Source organism: Solibacillus daqui (assembly GCF_028747805.1).
Taxonomy (GTDB): Bacteria; Bacillota; Bacilli; order Bacillales_A; family Planococcaceae; genus Solibacillus; species Solibacillus daqui.
On the sequence record NZ_CP114887.1, the window covers coordinates 1477285 to 1495896 of the forward strand.

Here is an 18612-nt window from a genome sequence, read left to right on the forward strand (position 1 = left end):
AGGAATAATATGACAGCTTATATTATTAGTGGTAGTCGAACTGCATTTGGTACATTTGGTGGATCATTAGCGAATACAACCGATATAGATTTAGGTGTAGTTGCAACAACAGAAGCAATTAAACGCTCGAAAATTTCTACTGAAGATATAGGTGAAATTGTCTTCGGTAATATTATCCAAACAAATGAGTCTTCGGCATATTTAGCGAGACATATCGGCTTAAAGAGTGGATTAGCTCACGAAAGCTCAGCATTAACTGTTAATCGTTTATGTGGATCTGGTCTACAGGCTATTGTAACAGTTGCTAAAGAAATTAGTTTAGGAACATACGATGTTGGTGTGGCTGGGGGTACTGAAAATATGAGTCAAGCGCCTCATGTTTTACAGGGTACGCGCTTTGGGTCTCCTAATAAGTCACCAAACGTAGTCGATATGCTCTGGTCTACTTTACATGATACTGTAGCTGGTTGTGGCATGGGGATGACAGCTGAAAATTTGGCTGACAAATACTCAATTTCAAGAGAAGAACAGGATCAATTTGCACATGAATCACATAAACGAGCAGCAATAGCTCAGAATTCGGGTAGATTTGAAGAAGAAATTGTGCCAGTAATAGTTAAAAAGGGCAAGAAAAGTCTAGAGTTTAAAGAAGACGAACATATTCGAGCAGAAATCTCCGTTGAAAAATTAGCTACTTTAAAGCCAGCATTTAAGAATGATGGTACAGTTACTGCTGGTAATGCGAGTGGAATCAATGATGGTGCAGCCGCAGTTGTCATAGTTTCAGATGCGTATTTACAACAGCATCAGTTAAAACCATTAGCAAAAATTGTAGCATCTGCAACTGCAGGTGTTGATCCAACAATTATGGGAATTGGTCCAGTTCCCGCAATTCAAAAGCTATTAAAGCAAACAAATTTAACAACTGATGACATCGGGTTGTTTGAATTAAATGAGGCGTTTGCTGCACAGTCTTTAGCTGTAATAAAGGAGTTAGGGTTAAACAGTGAAATTGTGAATGTTAACGGTGGTGCAGTAGCTTTAGGTCACCCAGTAGGAGCAAGTGGTGCTAGAATTGCATACTCACTATCATTAGAGATGCAAAAACGAGGTGTAAAATATGGTGTCGCTAGTCTTTGCATTGGCGGTGGCCAGGGGATTGCAGTACTTTTAGAAAATCCTTCAGTCTAAAAATATGTGTTTTTCAACTAATTCCCTAAAATTATAAAAAACCATGCATTTTTCTATGAACCCCAAAATAAATAATGTACGGTTTTAATGATTAAAGTTAGCGCTTAGTCTAGTACTCAAAATCTCAAATCTAAGCGCTAACTTAATATTATAACACATGTGTTGATTAACCAAAATAATCCAGTATTGATTTGATTTAATTCATAATGAAACGCGAGGAATTCTTTGAGTCTAATACGCCATTCAATCGACAAGGTTGTTGCAAGTAACTTACATTTGACAAGGAATCTCTCTTTTTTTGTTTGTTTTTATGGGAAATAAATGGTCAATAAACAGACGTGATTGAATTTCGAAATATTCAATTACCTATCACGAAAACTTATGATTTTAGAAAATAATATTTCAATAAAAGCCTAGTCACAAAATGTTGATTTAACAGCATTGTGTGACTTTTTTTACATGTTCAGACTTTTGTTTGGAAACGTTATTTTGTTCGTTCGTGCATGACTATAAAAAATTTAAATTTCATTAAGATTGGACAACTATGTGAATTGAAGTAGGTTCTTTTGAAATAATATCACCTTCAAATTCCCCTATATTCTCAATTATAAGTCGATTATCAATATGTATAGGTGGATGATTTAAAAATAGTTCTATTAACTGAACATCTCTGAAATTTTTTTCAAACCTAGTACAAACAGGTTGTTCAATAAAATATTCTTTATTCATTACTTTTAGGCTTAAAAAATTGTGATGTAATGCTTGTGTAATTAATTGAGTAATATTCATTGGGTCGAAGCCTACTAATTTTATGGCACCTGAGATAGTTAGTTTTATGCCTTCAGATTTATTAAAGTTTTCGAATGCTATTAATTTAGTTGTTTTAGCATTGTTTATTATTTGAGAAACTTCTTCTGAATTATTAGGTACATTTACTTCAATAGGCATGTAGTTAGGGTAAGTATTTTTGAAAAAGTGATACAAGTTTAACTTTGATTTTGTAAATTCTACTTTCCAGTCATTTGAAATGTCATCTAATAATAGACAAATAAATAAACCCGAATTATAGCAACTACTTCGAATATTTATTTGTAGTAATTTGTTATCCAATAATTGTTCTGCATATTTGCTAATTACATCTTCTTCAACAGAACTAATATCGGCTAACGCTTGATATTCAACATAAAATGCAGTTCCTTCAATCGTTTCAACTGAATTTTCATATTCTACATAATCAGAAAATAGTTCCATCCTTTTATCTCTAAGTGTGATAAATTCGTTTATTTTTTGCTTTTTTTCAATTAAATCGGTTGATATAAAAGCTTCGAAAAGTCTTTTTCTTTCTAAAATACGTAGTTGAACATTATTAAAATCAATTGGATAGTTAAATCCTAATAGTTCATTTGGGTAACGGTTTTCTTCGGATAAATGTTGAAATACATGAAATGATTCATGTATAAGCAAAGAATAGATAATCTCAAATGAATCATAAAGTGTAGTGTCTACAATAGCTGTCGGTACTTCTTCAAATAGTATACAAGTACAAGCATGAAATTCTTCCGTTTTAGCCAATTTGATATACTGCTCTTCTTTGCATTTAGGATGATTAAATAAAAAGACATCTTTATCGTCAAAAATGGCAAAGGCAACGGGTATAAATCCGTCCCAATATTTCTCTTGTTCAAATGGTAAGCTATTTAAAATTCGTTCTATAATGTTTTGCATGAAATTCACCTTTCAATATTAGTAATAGATAAAAACTTACATTATCGATATGCACCATTTCTTAAACTCTCATTTAATTATACAGTTTTTACATTTAATTTAACTGAAAATTAAAATATTTAAATGACTATCTTTTAAAAAGGAAACGAAGATGTTCAATTCTTTATTATATTAGATATCACTGGGAATCGAGTAAGCGTGTTGCTGCATATGAGCATGACGATTAACTTGGTGTGGAAAGGTAATGAAGCAGTCCCTTTTCATATACGAAACTAGCTTGTCCAGAAGGGTTTAAAACGAAGCAACTGGCAAAAATACAGCTAGAGGAAAAAAATAATCAATTACAGAAAGAGCATGTACCACAGCAACTACTCGCTTAAGTAGCATGGTAGCTATGGCGAGAGCTGTTTGTTTATCGCCTCAGATAGGCAAATCCAAGCTTAGCTCACAAATGCAGCGAATGTCTTGAAGGGCATTTTAACTGCACTTGTCGCTTTAGTTGGTATTTGTGCAACTTTATTTATTATTATTAAGCGCATGCCATCAGCAAATGATCCGCATGAGAAGAATGAGAGCGCTAAGCTTGTTTGTACTTTAGCGGCATTAGCATAAAAGAAAAAAAGTCTATATCCCGAGAATATATAATTGGGTTAGTGTATTTTTCATCCAAAATGAAGCTTCTAATCTTGCATGACTCAGTTCCTCTAAAGGACGTGGGAAAAGGTGTTTTATAGTGGAAAAAGTTTTATAATAAGGATTTGGATACTGTTGAAAGGAATGTGAATCTTATGTTTACATATGAAACGATTTGCCGTTATTGCCGCAAGCCCTTTTTCTTGCGAGAAGGCACAAAAAAATACCAGCAATATAAAGTGAATCGTCATGCAAATATTTCGTGTGACACCTGTGAACGACGCATTGAGGACGATTCACGTAAATATCTGTTTGACCGCGATTAACGTTGCATCATTCTTTTGAGATTCTGCATTTCGCCAATAAGATCGTCCATTTGGCGTTGCATTTGCTCTACTTCAAAATTAAACAGATTACTATTAGTTGATTTTGAGTTAGAGGAAGTGGAAGATGCCTCCTCTAATAAACGTAATGTAATGCCAGCAGAAATAGTGGCTAAAATATTTCCAATAGTTATGACAGCGACGCTAGCATACTCAAATTGCGCAGCTAAAACTTCTAGTGATTGCTCATTATTCGACCGTGAGCGTTTACTCAATAAGCTTCCTCCTAGCATTAGGTTTAGCTAGTATATGCAAGGATATAATAAAATGAGCCTACAATTTACAACGAAGCTAAGGGGGGATGAACATTGGAAGCGAAAAAACAACAAATTGAATGTCACAACTGTCATGAAATGATGATCATTGATTTTGAAACAGCAACTTTTGCGACAGCAGTTCAAGTTATAAATGGTAAAAAATCTGAAACACGTACATATCTAGAAAAATGCCCAAACTGTGACGCTGTAAATAAAGTAACAAGTGACAACAAAGAGGAGTGGGGGAAACGTAAAGGACCAAATGTAAAATTCTTTATGTATTCAGGAATGTTTGGCTGTATAGCATTTTTGGGCCTAGGTATACTTGCGATTTATTTCGCATTTAAAGGGCTAGGTTTTGTAATGGACTGGCTAATCAAATAAATCAGTATTGTGATTGAAAAGAAATTGCTTCTTTTCAATCTTTTTTTTGAGAAATAATGGCCGAGGTTATTATGCGGGATGAAAAACGCATTATTCCAAGTGTGGCTTATTTACAGGGGCAATACGGCTATAATCATTTATGCTTAGGTGTACCGGCGATTTTAGGTGGCAATGGGATAGAAAATATTGTAGAACTGGATTTATTAATAGAAGAAAAAGAGGCGTTGCAAGTATCGGCTTCGGTTGTAAAGGAACTAATCGATATATGTGACTGAATGGATTAAGATGTGCCACATCACATGAATTCGTGCTATAATGAATGATTCGTGGAGGTGTAAACGACAATGAGTAAAAAATGGACAATCCATTCGATTCGTGAATACGTAGAAAAAAATACAGATACGAAATTACTTTCAACAGAATTTAAAGGTTTTTCACAAAAGCTTGATTTTCAATGTGCTTGTGGCAATACCTTTCAAAAACCGTGGAAGAAATTTAAAGAAAATAAGCAACAAAAATGTGAAGTTTGTCAGCCACCTAAGGAATCACGCTAATTAATTATAAGCATAAGCCTGTATTGAAGGGGCAGTGGTGGTTACATAAAACTACCAAATATAAAAGGGTCTATCCAGAAAGTGATTTCAGGATAGACCTTTTGCCATTTGACGAGCGATAATTGATTTTCCCATTAATATTGGTAAAGTGCAATTATTCAATTACTGGCTCAGCGTTTGCCTTTTTGAGTTCAGGGTGAGCCATTTCAATAATGGATGTGCGTAATAATAGAATTACAATCAGTATTAAAATTAAACCGCTAACAAGTAAAATGTATTGCGCTGGTACGAAGTCATATAAAAATCCGTAAGCAAGTGTTCCAATCGGCATCGCACTCATCGCCATCATTTCAACAATTCCAAAAACACGACCACGATATTCCTCATCAATAGTTGTTTGCATCATGACGCCAATTGGGGTATTAGTAATGACACCAAGTCCACCGAAAATAAACATAATGATAAAGTAATAAATGAAATTCATCATGCTTGAAAAATCAAAGAATAATGGTAAACCAACAAATATAACAAGTAATGCCATTAAAAATGTCGAGCGTTTTACGAGCAATAATGGAAATTTAACAGTCGAACGAGAAGCGAAATAAATGGATGTGATGAATACCCCGATAGCTCCTCCTGCTTCAATGATCCCAATTAATTTCGGATCAATCTGTAATAACGTTAGTAAAATGAAATTATGACCAACGTTAACGGAAGTGAAAAATAAATTTAACCATAGTGCAGTCCATAAGATGGCTTTGATTACTGGTTTTTTATTGACATAGCGGAATCCAGCTTTAAAGCTTTCGAACATTGTTTCTTTTTGGGAATCTGTCGTTGCTTGTTGTTTTTTATACAGCTGGAAATTCATAGTTGCTTCTAAAGTAAGTGTAATTATTGAAGCGATGATGAAAATTGATAAGAAAATTTCCATTGATACGAAGCCAAATAACATTCCGCCAAAAATCGGACCACCAATTCCAGATACTGAAAACGCTAGTTGGTTAAAGCTCATCGCCTTTTGGATTCTTGTTTCATCAACTAAATTGGCAATAGATGCAGAAAATGCAACACTTGTGAATGTGCTGAAAATGCTATTAAACACGGTAGCGGTATAAATTGCTGCCAATGATAAACCAAATTGTTGTGTATAAAGCAGAAGTGTCGCAACTGTTAAGATGACGCCTGCCTGCCCACCTAGCACCAGTTTTTTTCGAGACATGCGATCCCCTAATATTCCCGCAATTGGTGCCATAATTGTACGTGGCAAATAGCTTAAAATAATATTGAACGCAAAGCTTAACGATGAACCCGTTAACGATAAGATATACATACTAATACCAAAACTATAAACATGTGACCCAAGCGAACCGATCATTTTACTCACTAGAAATGTGTATAAATGGTAGGTCGCTTTTTTTAATTTTGCCTGTTCATTCATGTGCAATACCCCTTTTGTTTAATCTTATTAAACTTATCATAACGGATGATTTGAATAATAGCAACCACAAAGTTTAATTTAATTAAAAATATTTTAGTTTTAAAATTAAATTCTCTTACATATTGTTTAATTGTATTAAAATATTTCTTTCGTCATGTGGATTTGTTACACTGTTTGTAGTGAGGTGGCAACGTGATTAATATTGGTGAAAAAATTAAACAGCTACGTAAAGAACGAAAAATGACGCTTGCACAAGTAGCAGGGGACAGGCTATCAAAAGGGATGCTCAGTTTAATTGAAAACGGCAAAGCCCAGCCTTCAATGGAAAGCTTGCAACATATTGCAAAGCAGCTGGGTATTGATGTGTCAGAGTTGATGCAGTCGAAGAATTCTCAGGAACTGAAAGAGTTTTATTTAAGAGTAGAAGCATTAGCGACAGAATTGAAAAAAATATATGAAGATGATGAGCATCGTGCAAAATGTGAAGAAATTTATTCGCTAGTCGAGCCCTATATCAAAGAGGACAAGTTAAATGGCAATACATTTGAAGAAATTCGCTTGACGGATATGTATCATTTAATGCGTTACTACTTAGAAATGACACGTGAAACAGCGGGCTTTGAAAGCTGTATTGAGCGCTATAAGCAAATTTATGCACATTCAAAAGTAGTGAAACGCTATGGTGACCTCGGTGGTATAGAATTTAATTGGAAAAACTATGAAAACGCTATTAATTGGATGCTAAAGGGTGTTGAATACATTGAGCAGTTTGATGGATTTATAGGTGAAATCGAAAAATTGGATTTATACTATAATTTAACTGTTATCTACGCTGCACATAATAATGAGGCAGAATCAGAAAAATATTTGCAGCTGTCATTAAAAATTGCGCATGAGAAAAAAATATTGTATCGCATAAATGATTTTTATCGCTATTTATTTTTTATGCAGTTGAACAAGAGAGACGGGGAAAAGGCGCAAACTTATTTAGATAAAATTCGTGCGTTTTCAGTTATTTTGCAAGATCCGCTTGATTTGGTTATGGAGGACTTATTGCAATTGGCGTATTGGAATCAAATTGAAAATGATTATGAACGAGTAATTTCAACAGAATTTAATTATCGGAATTTTGCTACCAAAATTCGAACGCAATTAGATCAGTTTATAGTCGGAGAGCAGGCCTATGCGCATTATCATTTGCAACAAGTAGAAGAAGCCTATGCACTATTAAAGGATATTGCTGGTCCTGAAATTTTCCATCATCCATTGGACGCAGCGCGCATTTATCGCTCTTTTGCTATTCGTGCACTTTGTTATTTGGCGCAGGGTGATGTAGAAAATGCCAAGCGCGACATTTTATACGCGGCAAATGGTGTGAAAGACTTCGCCTCATCGCTTGATAAGACATTTATTGACGATGCATATACAAAAATTATGAAAAATTAATAACGTTCCATTGCTCAAATTTTTTGGGTAATGGGCGTTTTTTTATCTAAATTTATTTAGTAATATTTAGTGTAAATGTCGAAAAATGTTCGATAAAATTCTGAAAAATAATATAAATATGTGATATATTTGCTACATAAATTGACGGAACTTGTAAATTATATGGTTAATTTGTTGGTTTCGTATGAAAAATAAGAATGGAGATATTGTAATGAAGTTAAATGTAAAGGCAAAATTACAGTTATCATTTGGGGTAGTGTTAGCATTACTGATGCTTTTTGCCGCAGTAATTTTATACAGCTTAAATGAACATAACAAAACGCTAGATAGCATTGATCAAGATACAAAAATGGGTAATTTATATAATGATGTCGCGTTCCAAACAGTTCGTGCCAACGCAGCAATTCGAGGCTATATGCTATACAAGGAAGATAATATGCGTGCCAACCATTATGAAATCCGCGACACGCTTGCTGCTTCGGTTGAACAGCTAAAAAATATGGGGGCGGAAAGTGATAAATTTGCCGAATTCGAACAAAAGCTAGCTGCATGGGAAGGCTCAATTGATAATGAAATTTTACCGTTAATGGACGCCAACAAGATGGCTGAAGCTCAAAAAGTAGCAAAGCCAGTACTTGGCGCTGGGTCTCAAGAGCTTGTAGAATTTGGAAAGTCGATGGCGAATGAAGTAAATGAAGAAATAAATCAACTGATTGCTCATTCTAAGGAACAAATGCGTACAACGTTTATTGAAACGGTAGCTCTCGCGCTTATCTCGATTATTGTTAGCATAGCTATTTCGACTATTTTTGCACGTCGAATTGCACTGAACATGCAATCTGTTATGGCGGGTATGAATGAATTTGCACAAGGCAATTTACTAACGAAATTAAAAGTTACTTCCAAGGATGAATTTGGACAGCTTGCGAGCTCATTCAATGCAATGGCAGACCGCTTACGTGACACGATGCGTCAGGTGGGGAATTCGTCAGAGCAAGTTGCGGGCACATCGCAACAATTAACAGCGAGCAGTATGGAAGTTAGTAAGGCAACAGAGGTAGTAACGGAATCCATTCAAGAAATTTCACTTGGAATGGGTGATCAACAACAAATGACAAGTGATTCGAAAGCATTTTCGGACCATATAATGAAAAAAGTGTTTGATATTTCAGAGAGCATTGAACAAGTAAATAGTGCTTCTGCTTATACGAAGGAAAAAATTACGGCGGGTCGTCAATCGGTACGTAATGTTATTGGGCAAATGGATATTATTAGTGACAATACATCGGAATTAAATGTTCGTGTGAAAGAATTGGATGGTAATACAAGTGCTATTGCTTCAGCCGTACAAGTGATTAAAAATATTGCTGATCAAACGAATTTATTGGCGCTTAATGCGTCGATTGAAGCAGCACGAGCAGGGGAAGCAGGGAAAGGTTTTGCGGTCGTTGCGAGTGAAGTTCGAAAGCTGGCAGATGAATCCAATATTGCGGCAACGGAAATTGAACAAGTGGTACAAAATATAGTGGAAAGTACGCGTATCATTGAAGAGGATATTACGAATAATGATCAATCCGTAGATATTGGGAAGGAAAAAGTAGAAGAAACACGTGAAAACTTCCTGAAAATTGATGCGGCCATTGACCAAGTTGAAGAGGAAACAAAGGCTGTAACGCAAGCAATTAAAGAGGTACTGAGCGATGTCGAGAAGCTAGTTGGAGAAATCAATGATATTAATGAAGTAACCGTGAATTCTAGTGATAGTATTCAAAGTGTGGCAGCCGCTTCCGAGGAGCAAAATGCGGCGATGGAAGAAGTAGCAGCCGCGTCAACTTATTTAGCAGAAATGGCTGTAGAACTTCAAGAATCGATTCAATCGTTTAAATATTAAGCATAATTACGTTACGGCCTGTTACAAAACGGCATAAACAGTGTTCATAAAAAAAGACACAAAATGATGTTTTAACATTGTTTGTGTCTTTTTGTGTATTGCCAATATTAGTTGTTAGTAAACTAACTGAAAAGATTTCAAATAGTGAAAGTGTTCCCATTTCCAACATTTCTAAATTTATTTTTATATAATTAACCTATTATTCACAGACTTGTATGTGTTTTCTTGGGGTTCTAAAATGATTAAAAATAGAAGGGGAAGAGTGCTATGAATTTAGGGTTGAAAAAAGATGAAGTGAAATTGGTTCCGTATAATGAGAATTGGAAAAGTGCTTTTCTTATTGTCAAAAAGGAGTTAATAGAATGTGTAAAGCTGCAGGGCAGTCAAATCGAGCATATTGGAAGTACGTCCATTGAAGGGATTCAGGCAAAACCAATAATTGATATTTTAATCGGTGTAAAAAATCTAAATTTGTTAGATAAAGCATTTTTTTCGAATCTGCGAAAAGCGGGTTTTTATCGATTACAGGTACAGAGACCAAATGAAATTGTCTGTGCTAAGTTTACGGATGAATCCTTTGAAACGAAAACGCATTTTCTTCATATCGTGGAACTCAATAAAGAAAAGTGGAATCAAATGCTCTTTTTTAGAGATTACTTGAATGCAAATGAAGAGGTAAAGAATCAATATCAAGCCTTGAAAAATGATTTCTTTTCTACAAATTTGAATGGAATTAATGCATATACAGAATTTAAGGAGCAATTTATTCAATCGATATTTTCAAAAATGGAGGAGTAATAATGGAATTTTTTAGTTTTGCTAAAGAACACGGTCGAATAGTGACTCACGCAAGGTATTCAAACAGTAAATTCTTTGCGTCATAACCAAGCAGTGCGCTCTACGCTTTTCTTATTGCAACCTTTACTTGAAATATGCTCTATATGCTGCGATAAAAGCTTCTGGTGAAGATTTCACGATATACGTAAATACACCTTGTAGCGAATGTAAATAGAGAATACCACCTTGATTTGCAATTTCTCGATAAGAAAAATCCATCACATCCTTAATCGGAAACTCTCTATACTGTGTAACGACCTTATCATTGTATAAGTAAATGCTTCGGTTATGTTCAATTTCAAACTGTTCAATACTTGTCACTTTTCTTTCTATTTTTATATAAGGATGTTGCGCTATCAAGCTCATATGATCCTCCTAAAACAAAGACTTATTATTATTATTATATCACAAACAGATTATTTATTTGCCGACTTTCAGATCCTTCCATATCATCCTCCAAAAAACTTGATTTTAACTATGGGATCATCTCATTTCCTTAAATGGATCTTCAACAAACTGGCCCGTTTATTATATAACTTGAGATATTTTATTTTGAATGACTTTGTTACTTTTTAATGATTTAAACAACTTTATTATCACAAAACAAACACTTCTTCCAGAGCATCTTGTCGAAACAAGGCAATAGGAAGCGATGTAAAAAAACAACGGTGGATCTGCACTATATGCTAATCCACCGTTGTTTGTCTATTTACATACCATCTATTACATGATGCTTGCTTAGTTTAATCTACACAAGCCGCTTCCCATTTCTCCATAAAAGCCTGCATAGATTTATTAAATTCTTCTTCACTTGGAATACTTCTTAGAATTTCTTCTTCGTTGTATACTTTTCCACCTTTAACGATGAATTCGATATCCTGTGTATGTTTAATATTTTCTAGTGGATTGTTGCTTAGGATGACTAGATCTGCAATTTTTCCTTCTTGCAGTGTTCCAATATCATTTAAATTAATTGAATTAGCCGCATTCACAGTCGCTGCCTGTAGAGCCTCTAATTCGGTAAAACCAATCTCGACAAATATTTCAAGTTCGCGGTGTATAGCCATTCCTGGGTAAGTAAACAATAATGCTGGGGTATCGGTTCCAGCAACCACCGTTCCTCCCATATCATAATAGGTTTTAGCGATTGCTTTTGTTAAATTATTTATAATGGCAGTCCTTGATTTTATAGAATCAACATACTGTGTATTCTTATTCCACTCATCCATCATTAAATTTAACTTAACAAGAGATTCGATCACATTATTTTTAGGTGACCAAATGTTAGGATATTGCATAGATTGATCGAAAACTACCATTGTTGGGCATAGTTTTACATTGTAACTCAACATTTTCTCACAAAGTTCCTTTATTTTTTCTTGATCCGGGTTTTCCCAATCGATATGACTCCATTCCTCTTGGTCTACTAATGGATTCCAACCTTTATAAATTTCTTGTGCAAAACCAGATGCATGTTCAATCCAATTAACACCTAATTCAGCTGCATCTAAAGCTGTTAACTCTTTTGAATTCATTAAATCACAGGTAACTTCCAAGTTGTACTTCTTCGCCTCATCTACAGCCGCTGCCATAACCTCTTTTTTGATCCATCCATACAATTTAACAAACTTTGCTCCCACTTCTACTTGTCTACGGACTTCTTTCCGCGCTTCTTCTGGATCATCTGTAACGAAATTACCATAGCTAGTTGGTCCCCATTGTCCAGGGGTACCGTCAATCATTCGATCTGAAGCGTACACTCTTGGAGTCGGTGCATGATCCGGTTTTTCAATTAAATTTTGAAGTAAGATCACATTACCCGCTGCATTCCGTACTGTTGTTACCCCTGATGCAACAAAATGTGGTGCGTATCTTTCGTTAATATGACAATGCATATCGATTAGACCTGGAATGATATATTTTCCTTTTGCATCAAGTGTTGCTACGCCTTCAGGTAATGCATCAGACTGTTTTATCATTCTTTTAATCTTATTCCCTTCAATTTCAATTGCCCCGATAAAAGATCCCCCATTCTCCACATCAATAATCGTTCCATTTTTGATTAATAATTGTTCCATTTTTAATTCCTCCTTCGTGATATTCCATATATTTCTTCTTATGGTTTTATTGTATATTGATTAAAACAATAGGTTTTCAAAATTGTCATATAGTGGAATGTTTTGTTTCAGGGGGGATATACGTGTCGGTAGAATATGGAAAAACGCTAAGAATGATTCGACAACAAAAAGGAATAACCTTAAAGAAGCTAGCCGATAACATCTGTTCTGTTTCTTTTTTATCAAAGTTTGAACGTGGGGATTCCGATATCACGCTTAGTCTTATGACAAGGTTGTTAGAAAAGTTAATGATGAATTTTGATGAGTTCTTATTTATACATCACGATTATCAGCATGATCAACTAGAACAATTTTTTAATGCGGCTAGAACAGCGTATTTAAATAGAGATGTCAATCAACTAAAGCAGCTGAAAAACACAGCATTAAATAAATGGAAGCAATACGGTGTTGAAACATATCATTTTAATGCAATGTTACTTGAAGTTTATGAAAGTATCGTAGATAGTAAATATATGGATGAAGGAATAAAGGAATATGATATTTCCCTCCTTTCCGATTACTTATTTCGGGTAGAGGTTTGGGGATATTATGAATTATCACTTTATAATGGAACATTACTTTTACTCGAACCGGATATGGTTATTATGTTATCCAGAACCGCCTATGAGAAAAGTGCTCGCTTTCAAGACTTTAAAAAGGTGAATGAATCGATCACAGCTGTGCTTTTTAATACCATTATTTTTTTACTGGGTTCTGTGAATCGATTTCACGAAGAATTTACATACAAAAAGGAATTTATGGAGTTTATCTCGTATCTTGAGAAGATTGCCCTTCCAGAAAGCAACTTAATAGAAAGAAAACACTTATTAGAGTTGAAGGGTGCCTATGACATCAGAATAGGTAACAAAGAAGAAGGGATTGCAAAAATAAAAAAAGCGATTCGAATATTAAATGACCTAAATTCTACTAAGTTAGCTAACAATATCGAGCAATATCTTTTACGAATTATCCGAATTATCTAATAGGGTTGACTTTATTTATTTAGATCCGCACCGAGATAAGCACGGCGATATTGTGTGCGTATTACCGAAAAATACCTCTTTAATCTGATAATAAATCCATATTTTAATAAGAAGTGAACATCCCCAACTTATAGTCATGAGCTGTTTTTAAGGTATATAAAGGTGATAATTGGAAATAAATGAGGGGATCAAAATAAAAAATATGCCGTCATTTATTTAGACGACTATTTGCGCGATATGTGTTTTGATAAGAACGAAACGACTCCATAATTCGTTTCAGTAATATAGAATGGAATCAAAGAAATTCACATAAACTGCGCTAGTGTTTCGCAAGAATTTGCAGTAAGCTATGTTTTTCTAATAGGATATGTAGACGAAATGTTTGGGGGTGATAAAACGAAATGGAAAATGTAGTGATTTTTTCTATTCTATTTTTAATAGTGCTATGGCTATGGTGGAAATTGAATCGTGCTTATTTTTTGCAACGTTACATTCGGAAGCAATTAAAACGAGGGATTCGCAACAATAAGCAGGAGATTCGGTTGGCAAAAGGCGATAAAGAGCAGCAATTTGAGGTATATAAGCAAGTGTATAATCATGCTATTGTTACGTCAAAGAAGCGCCATAAAAGAAACCAGGTAAAGTATGAGCGCCAAGTAAATAACGAGCTCAATCGGATGATTCAAAATCCGCTAACACGCTTAATTTCATCGTTGCTTTTGTTAGTAAAAGGGATGACAGCGCTTGTTACGTTGTTTTTTACGATTGTCATTGGCTCAATTGTCGTTGATGAAGTAAAGGCGAGTGATTTAACGATGCCAACTATTAATCAAGAGGCGCAAATTAAACTAAAAAATGATGCAAGCGATGTCATAGATCAGTTATTAACGAATTTCATAGATCCAAACCGAGGCGTTGCTACCCTGTCCTATGACGAAGTAGCGAATTCAAATATTGTCCCCGTTTATTCAGATTCGGCTTATCCAGAAGGGGTGGAGACAGTCGAGCAGCTTGCACAGGCAACGGCCTATCATATGGCAAATTTTGAACAAAATTTTACGATTCCCTATTCGGGAGAAACGGCTGATTTTGGTGCAACAATTGATGAAGTTTATAAATGGCTAGAAGTAAATGAACCGTATTATTGGGGTGTATTTGCTGAAAGTTCATCAAGATACATCGATTATGGCTCAGTAATTGAATGGCAGGTAGAAATGGCCTATGACTTAACAGCCGAGGAAAATGCAAAGGTAAACGGAAAAATTAAACAGCTAACCGAATCGATACCTACTACAGCGACAGAAATTGAAAAAATAAAGTTTGTGAATGATTATTTAGTGAAGAATACTAAATATACTGCTGATAGTACGGCGAGTCCTCATACACCGTTTTCGATTTTAATGAATGGCGAGGGTGTTTGTGAGGGGTATGCCTTAGCAGCCTTACTTATGCTGGAGGCGTTGGATGTTGAAGTAAAATATGTCGTTGGTGATGCAGGCGGTCCCCATGCATGGAATTTAGTGAAGGTGGGAGAAGAATGGTACCATTTAGACACTACATGGAATGACCCTTTACCAGACCAAGGTGAAAAAGTACATTATAATTATTTTCTATTAAGTGATGAAACTATGGCACAGGATCACACCTGGAATCGTGACGACTATCCAGCAACAGCAACGAGCAATTATTGGTGATGAGATCTAAATGAAATGTCGTTTTTTTGCTAAGACAAGTACAAAAGGAATTTTGAATAGGGCAAAGGACTGTTCGAAATTCGTTATTTCATAATTTAACAATCTCCGTAAATTTTCAAAATGACAATTTACGGGGATTTTTTGTTTGGCTAAGTTAACAGGTTGATTTTTATGGCTAACATGCATTTTATTGTCAGTGAATTGCTTTATACTAAAAATAACGTTACACATCGCGATTATATAACGAAATATGGCAAGAAAGGTGGTTTACACATGGACGTAAAAGTATTGCTTGCTCCTGAATATACAAAGCCTATCGCCGAGATTAAAGCCCAGGAACTGACACCGCGAATCGAAAAGGTGGTGGCAATGCTTGAGCAGGAACAACAAAAAAAGATCATGATTTTAAAGGGCAAAGAAATCGCACTGATAGAAGAACAGGAAATCTTGTTAATTCGCACAGAGGTTAGGAAAGTGTGTGTCTATTTAACAGATGGCACTTGGCATGAAACGAATATGACGCTCGCACAATTTGAAGAGATTTTAAGCGAGCCTTTTGTTCGCATTTCTAAAAGTGCCATTGTCAATTTGGAAGCAGTGCAATCGGTAAAGGCGGCTTTTAGTGGCATGCTTCATGTGACACTCAAAAATGATTTGGACGAAAGTATTAGCCGTAATTACCGAAAATACTTTAAAGAAAAGTTAAAGGAGTGGTATTCATGAGAAAAGCTGTCCAATCAATCATGGGTTCGTTTGCAGTGGGGTGTATGATTTTCATGGTATCGATTTTAATTGCGTATTGGGATGGGCAAATGCAAATTTTTGAGCAGATGCAAAATCGTTATGATCAATACGTACTGGGCATTTTCATGGTTAGTATCGTTACTGGGGGTGGGGGTTATATCATTTACAGATTGAACATTTCCTATAATAAGCGTGTGCTGCTGCATTATGGCGCAAGTATTTTGACCATAATGGTTATTTCTATTTGGCTTGAAATTATTACAATTTCTGTTTCGCAAATATTAACATATGGAACATTTACATCTGCCATTTTCATTGTCAATTGGTACTACCACTATGTGAATGCGAAAAAAGATGCGGAAGAAATCAATGCGCTGTTAAAACAAAACGTGCACTGATTGGTATTTTATGGTATATTTATATATAGTTGGAATATAAGGAGGGTGGGGAGAACTAAATGTTGAAGCAATATTCACCGAGGCTATTATTTACATTAGCCGCAATTACTTGTCTTGTCATATCACCGCTTTTTGCCATTTTTGTACCAATGACCGTGCCTGATTTATTTTTAACGGATCGCTCATGGTTTTACATCTATTCCTTCAAGGGCAATGTCAAGCTTATAATGATGGGATTTGTCCTATTAGCAGCGGCCTTTGCATTACTGAGCTGGAAGCGACATGCAGCGACTTATGTTGGATGTTTGGCACTCATTATTTTTGGGCTCGTTACATTGTATAGCTCCACTGAAAATTACACAGCAATTAATGAAACGCAAGTACAGAAAAATTTGCTAATCGGCTCGCAGACGTTAAAATGGTCTGAAATAGATGAAGTGGTGCTTGAATATGTGCCGGGTTCATTAGGGCAATACATTTTTAAAGGCAAAAACGGGAAAGAAATAATTGTTGCAGAGGATAAAGAAATGGCAACTAGCTATATTTACCAAATGGCGAATAAGCAAGATGTACCTTTTAATGAGTATGAGAAGAAATAAAGAAAGGCTGCATTCGTGTTGGATTTTAATCCGACTTGATTCGCAGCCTTTCTTTATTTAAACGCCTCAACTAGTGCACGCCCATCTGTCTCACCAAGCGGTAAATCTAATATACGTGCAATTGTTGGACCAATATCAACAACGTTTACTTCACCTAAATCTAAGCCTTGCTGTACGGTCGGCCCTGCAATAATAAGGTTGCTCGTATAATCGGGCTTACCCGGCAAGTAGCCATGTGTTGCATAAACCTTGCCCTGTGCATGCAAGTCAATTACAGCCTCGCATTTATAGTCGTCATCAAAGCAGTAGCCTTGCTTAGCTTCAAGCATCATTTCAAAGCGTGGATCGACATGCATAGCATCAAGCTTCTGCTTATCAAAAATGGCTTCAATGCCGTATCGTTCATCATGCAACGCTTCTTGTAAAAGGGTAAGAGCTAATTCACGTGCATCATCATCTCCATGTTGCACATGTAAATACGCCGCACCACCTGCCGCCTGCACATAGGCACGCCACTTCGGAATACCTGCTTCTTCATAAATGAGCCCGTGATCTGCAAACAAGCGATTTAAATACACCTTATAACGTACATCGAGTTGACTATGGTCACCAACGATCATAAAGGTCGTTTCGTCATACGTACCCGCCACTTTTGTCGCGTCGATAATCGCGCCAATACGGCGATCCATTCGTGTTAATACTTCATCTATATGTGTACCCTTTGTACCTTTTATATGCTTGATGTCATCTAAATCAATTAAATGTAGCATAAAGAGTTCAGGCTTTTTGTTTTTAATTGTATCCACTGCGCACGCAGTAGTGAAATCATCTAAGTATGGTTGCTCAATCCCTTGACGAATTTTTCCGTACTTCAATTCTAAAACCAATGTATAAAGCTTACTGCCATTTTTTAAGATTTTTAGCGCTTGATTTTCCCCACGTACGGCACGAATTTCGGGGATGTTGTACGTAATCGGCGCTTTACCAGAAACAGGCCAAAGTAACGCAGCGGTTTTTAAGCCCTTTTTATGTGCCGCTTCAAAAATGGTCGGGCTTTTCATATCGCTTAAAAACCAATGCCAGTCTTGGTCGATTTCCGGTACGAATGGCTGGAACGGATTGTTGTGAAACACGCGGTGCTTATCAGGGTAATTGCCTGTTACATACGACGAATGAATGACATATGTTAATGTCGGATATACACTTTTGACGTTTGTCGTTGTTGCACCGCGCTTGATTAAGCTTTTTAAATGGGGTAGCTCTTTTGCCACTGCCCAATTATCTTGTGAAAAGGCATCGTACGAAATGACGATACAATATTTTTTAACCATTCGA

18 protein-coding genes and 1 pseudogene are annotated in these 18612 nt (G+C 35.7%); 13 read left to right on the top strand and 6 right to left on the bottom strand.

The genetic code is table 11. The features are described 5' to 3' along the window. Positions 1–9: 9 nt before the first annotated feature. Complete coding sequence (locus O7776_RS07020) at positions 10–1191, top strand: thiolase family protein (protein WP_274309876.1); 1182 nt, start codon at positions 10–12, stop codon at positions 1189–1191. A gap of 528 nt (positions 1192–1719) precedes the next feature. Here the strand turns inward: O7776_RS07020 and O7776_RS07025 are convergent. Next, positions 1720–2916, bottom strand: a complete 1197-nt coding sequence (locus O7776_RS07025) for a hypothetical protein (protein ID WP_274309877.1) — start codon at positions 2914–2916, stop codon at positions 1720–1722. A 456-nt stretch (positions 2917–3372) separates the two neighbouring features. Here O7776_RS07025 and O7776_RS07030 point away from each other — a divergent pair. Continuing rightward, positions 3373–3528: pseudogene (locus O7776_RS07030) on the top strand (CagC family type IV secretion system protein); the annotation flags it as partial. A 343-nt stretch (positions 3529–3871) separates the two neighbouring features. Here the strand turns inward: O7776_RS07030 and O7776_RS07035 are convergent. Further along, positions 3872–4147, bottom strand: coding sequence for a hypothetical protein (locus O7776_RS07035; protein WP_274309878.1), 276 nt, complete (start codon positions 4145–4147; stop codon positions 3872–3874). 93 nt (positions 4148–4240) lie between these two features. On the opposite strand from O7776_RS07035, the gene O7776_RS07040 reads away from it, so the two are divergent. From O7776_RS07040 to O7776_RS07050, 3 genes are all read left to right on the top strand, one after another. Beyond that, positions 4241–4573: a redox protein gene (locus O7776_RS07040; RefSeq protein ID WP_274309879.1), complete on the top strand. Its 333-nt coding sequence runs from the start codon at positions 4241–4243 to the stop codon at positions 4571–4573. A gap of 71 nt (positions 4574–4644) precedes the next feature. Continuing rightward, positions 4645–4848: a hypothetical protein gene (locus O7776_RS07045; protein WP_274309880.1), complete on the top strand. Its 204-nt coding sequence runs from the start codon at positions 4645–4647 to the stop codon at positions 4846–4848. 69 nt (positions 4849–4917) lie between these two features. After that, complete coding sequence (locus O7776_RS07050; RefSeq protein ID WP_241368462.1) at positions 4918–5127, top strand: hypothetical protein; 210 nt, start codon at positions 4918–4920, stop codon at positions 5125–5127. Positions 5128–5281: 154 nt separating this feature from the next. On the opposite strand, the gene O7776_RS07055 is transcribed toward O7776_RS07050, so the two are convergent. Further along, complete coding sequence (locus O7776_RS07055; protein WP_274309881.1) at positions 5282–6568, bottom strand: MFS transporter; 1287 nt, start codon at positions 6566–6568, stop codon at positions 5282–5284. Between the two features lie 192 nt (positions 6569–6760). Here O7776_RS07055 and O7776_RS07060 point away from each other — a divergent pair, with 192 nt between their 5' ends. The 3 genes from O7776_RS07060 (at position 6761) to O7776_RS07070 (ending at position 10703) form a co-directional block, all read left to right on the top strand. Beyond that, complete coding sequence (locus O7776_RS07060) at positions 6761–8014, top strand: helix-turn-helix domain-containing protein (protein WP_274309882.1); 1254 nt, start codon at positions 6761–6763, stop codon at positions 8012–8014. Positions 8015–8225: 211 nt separating this feature from the next. Next, complete coding sequence (locus O7776_RS07065) at positions 8226–9905, top strand: methyl-accepting chemotaxis protein (RefSeq protein WP_274309883.1); 1680 nt, start codon at positions 8226–8228, stop codon at positions 9903–9905. 267 nt (positions 9906–10172) lie between these two features. After that, positions 10173–10703 (top strand): GrpB family protein, encoded by a 531-nt coding sequence (locus O7776_RS07070; RefSeq protein WP_274309884.1) that lies wholly within the window; start codon positions 10173–10175, stop codon positions 10701–10703. 123 nt (positions 10704–10826) lie between these two features. On the opposite strand, the gene O7776_RS07075 is transcribed toward O7776_RS07070, so the two are convergent. Further along, positions 10827–11108, bottom strand: coding sequence for a hypothetical protein (locus tag O7776_RS07075; protein WP_274309885.1), 282 nt, complete (start codon positions 11106–11108; stop codon positions 10827–10829). Between the two features lie 377 nt (positions 11109–11485). Next, on the bottom strand, positions 11486–12820 hold the full coding sequence (locus tag O7776_RS07080) for an amidohydrolase family protein (protein WP_274309886.1): 1335 nt from the start codon (positions 12818–12820) through the stop codon (positions 11486–11488). A 122-nt stretch (positions 12821–12942) separates the two neighbouring features. Between O7776_RS07080 and O7776_RS07085 the strand changes: the two genes are divergently transcribed. From O7776_RS07085 to O7776_RS07105, 5 genes are all read left to right on the top strand, one after another. Beyond that, the gene (locus O7776_RS07085; protein ID WP_274309887.1) at positions 12943–13842 is read left to right on the top strand and encodes a helix-turn-helix domain-containing protein; all 900 of its coding nucleotides are present in this window, start codon (positions 12943–12945) and stop codon (positions 13840–13842) included. Between the two features lie 401 nt (positions 13843–14243). Beyond that, positions 14244–15536 carry a transglutaminase domain-containing protein gene (locus O7776_RS07090; protein ID WP_274309888.1) on the top strand — a complete coding sequence of 431 codons (1293 nt, stop codon included), beginning with the start codon at positions 14244–14246 and terminating at the stop codon, positions 15534–15536. A gap of 171 nt (positions 15537–15707) precedes the next feature. Next, positions 15708–16259 carry a LytTR family DNA-binding domain-containing protein gene (locus O7776_RS07095; protein WP_274309889.1) on the top strand — a complete coding sequence of 184 codons (552 nt, stop codon included), beginning with the start codon at positions 15708–15710 and terminating at the stop codon, positions 16257–16259. Beyond that, the gene (locus O7776_RS07100) at positions 16256–16678 is read left to right on the top strand and encodes a DUF3021 family protein (RefSeq protein WP_274309890.1); all 423 of its coding nucleotides are present in this window, start codon (positions 16256–16258) and stop codon (positions 16676–16678) included. The genes O7776_RS07095 and O7776_RS07100 overlap by 4 nt, the downstream gene beginning before the upstream one ends. Before the next feature lie 59 nt (positions 16679–16737). Next, positions 16738–17277, top strand: a complete 540-nt coding sequence (locus O7776_RS07105) for an ATP-dependent exonuclease (protein ID WP_274309891.1) — start codon at positions 16738–16740, stop codon at positions 17275–17277. Between the two features lie 53 nt (positions 17278–17330). Here the strand turns inward: O7776_RS07105 and O7776_RS07110 are convergent, their stop codons facing one another. Further along, on the bottom strand, positions 17331–18608 hold the full coding sequence (locus O7776_RS07110) for an alkaline phosphatase family protein (protein WP_274309892.1): 1278 nt from the start codon (positions 18606–18608) through the stop codon (positions 17331–17333). Positions 18609–18612: the final 4 nt, after the last annotated feature.

What these genes read in the sequence shown, in the direction of transcription:
- O7776_RS07020 (WP_274309876.1), top strand. Translation starts at nt 10, where the DNA reads ATGACAGCTTATATTATTAGTGGTAGTCGAACTGCATTTGGTACATTT.
- O7776_RS07025 (WP_274309877.1), bottom strand. Translation starts at nt 2,916, where the DNA reads ATGCAAAACATTATAGAACGAATTTTAAATAGCTTACCATTTGAACAA.
- O7776_RS07045 (WP_274309880.1), top strand. Translation starts at nt 4,645, where the DNA reads ATGCGGGATGAAAAACGCATTATTCCAAGTGTGGCTTATTTACAGGGG.
- O7776_RS07050 (WP_241368462.1), top strand. Translation starts at nt 4,918, where the DNA reads ATGAGTAAAAAATGGACAATCCATTCGATTCGTGAATACGTAGAAAAA.
- O7776_RS07055 (WP_274309881.1), bottom strand. Translation starts at nt 6,568, where the DNA reads ATGAATGAACAGGCAAAATTAAAAAAAGCGACCTACCATTTATACACA.
- O7776_RS07065 (WP_274309883.1), top strand. Translation starts at nt 8,226, where the DNA reads ATGAAGTTAAATGTAAAGGCAAAATTACAGTTATCATTTGGGGTAGTG.
- O7776_RS07070 (WP_274309884.1), top strand. Translation starts at nt 10,173, where the DNA reads ATGAATTTAGGGTTGAAAAAAGATGAAGTGAAATTGGTTCCGTATAAT.
- O7776_RS07075 (WP_274309885.1), bottom strand. Translation starts at nt 11,108, where the DNA reads ATGAGCTTGATAGCGCAACATCCTTATATAAAAATAGAAAGAAAAGTG.
- O7776_RS07080 (WP_274309886.1), bottom strand. Translation starts at nt 12,820, where the DNA reads ATGGAACAATTATTAATCAAAAATGGAACGATTATTGATGTGGAGAAT.
- O7776_RS07090 (WP_274309888.1), top strand. Translation starts at nt 14,244, where the DNA reads ATGGAAAATGTAGTGATTTTTTCTATTCTATTTTTAATAGTGCTATGG.
- O7776_RS07095 (WP_274309889.1), top strand. Translation starts at nt 15,708, where the DNA reads ATGGCTAACATGCATTTTATTGTCAGTGAATTGCTTTATACTAAAAAT.
- O7776_RS07100 (WP_274309890.1), top strand. Translation starts at nt 16,256, where the DNA reads ATGAGAAAAGCTGTCCAATCAATCATGGGTTCGTTTGCAGTGGGGTGT.
- O7776_RS07105 (WP_274309891.1), top strand. Translation starts at nt 16,738, where the DNA reads ATGTTGAAGCAATATTCACCGAGGCTATTATTTACATTAGCCGCAATT.
- O7776_RS07110 (WP_274309892.1), bottom strand. Translation starts at nt 18,608, where the DNA reads ATGGTTAAAAAATATTGTATCGTCATTTCGTACGATGCCTTTTCACAA.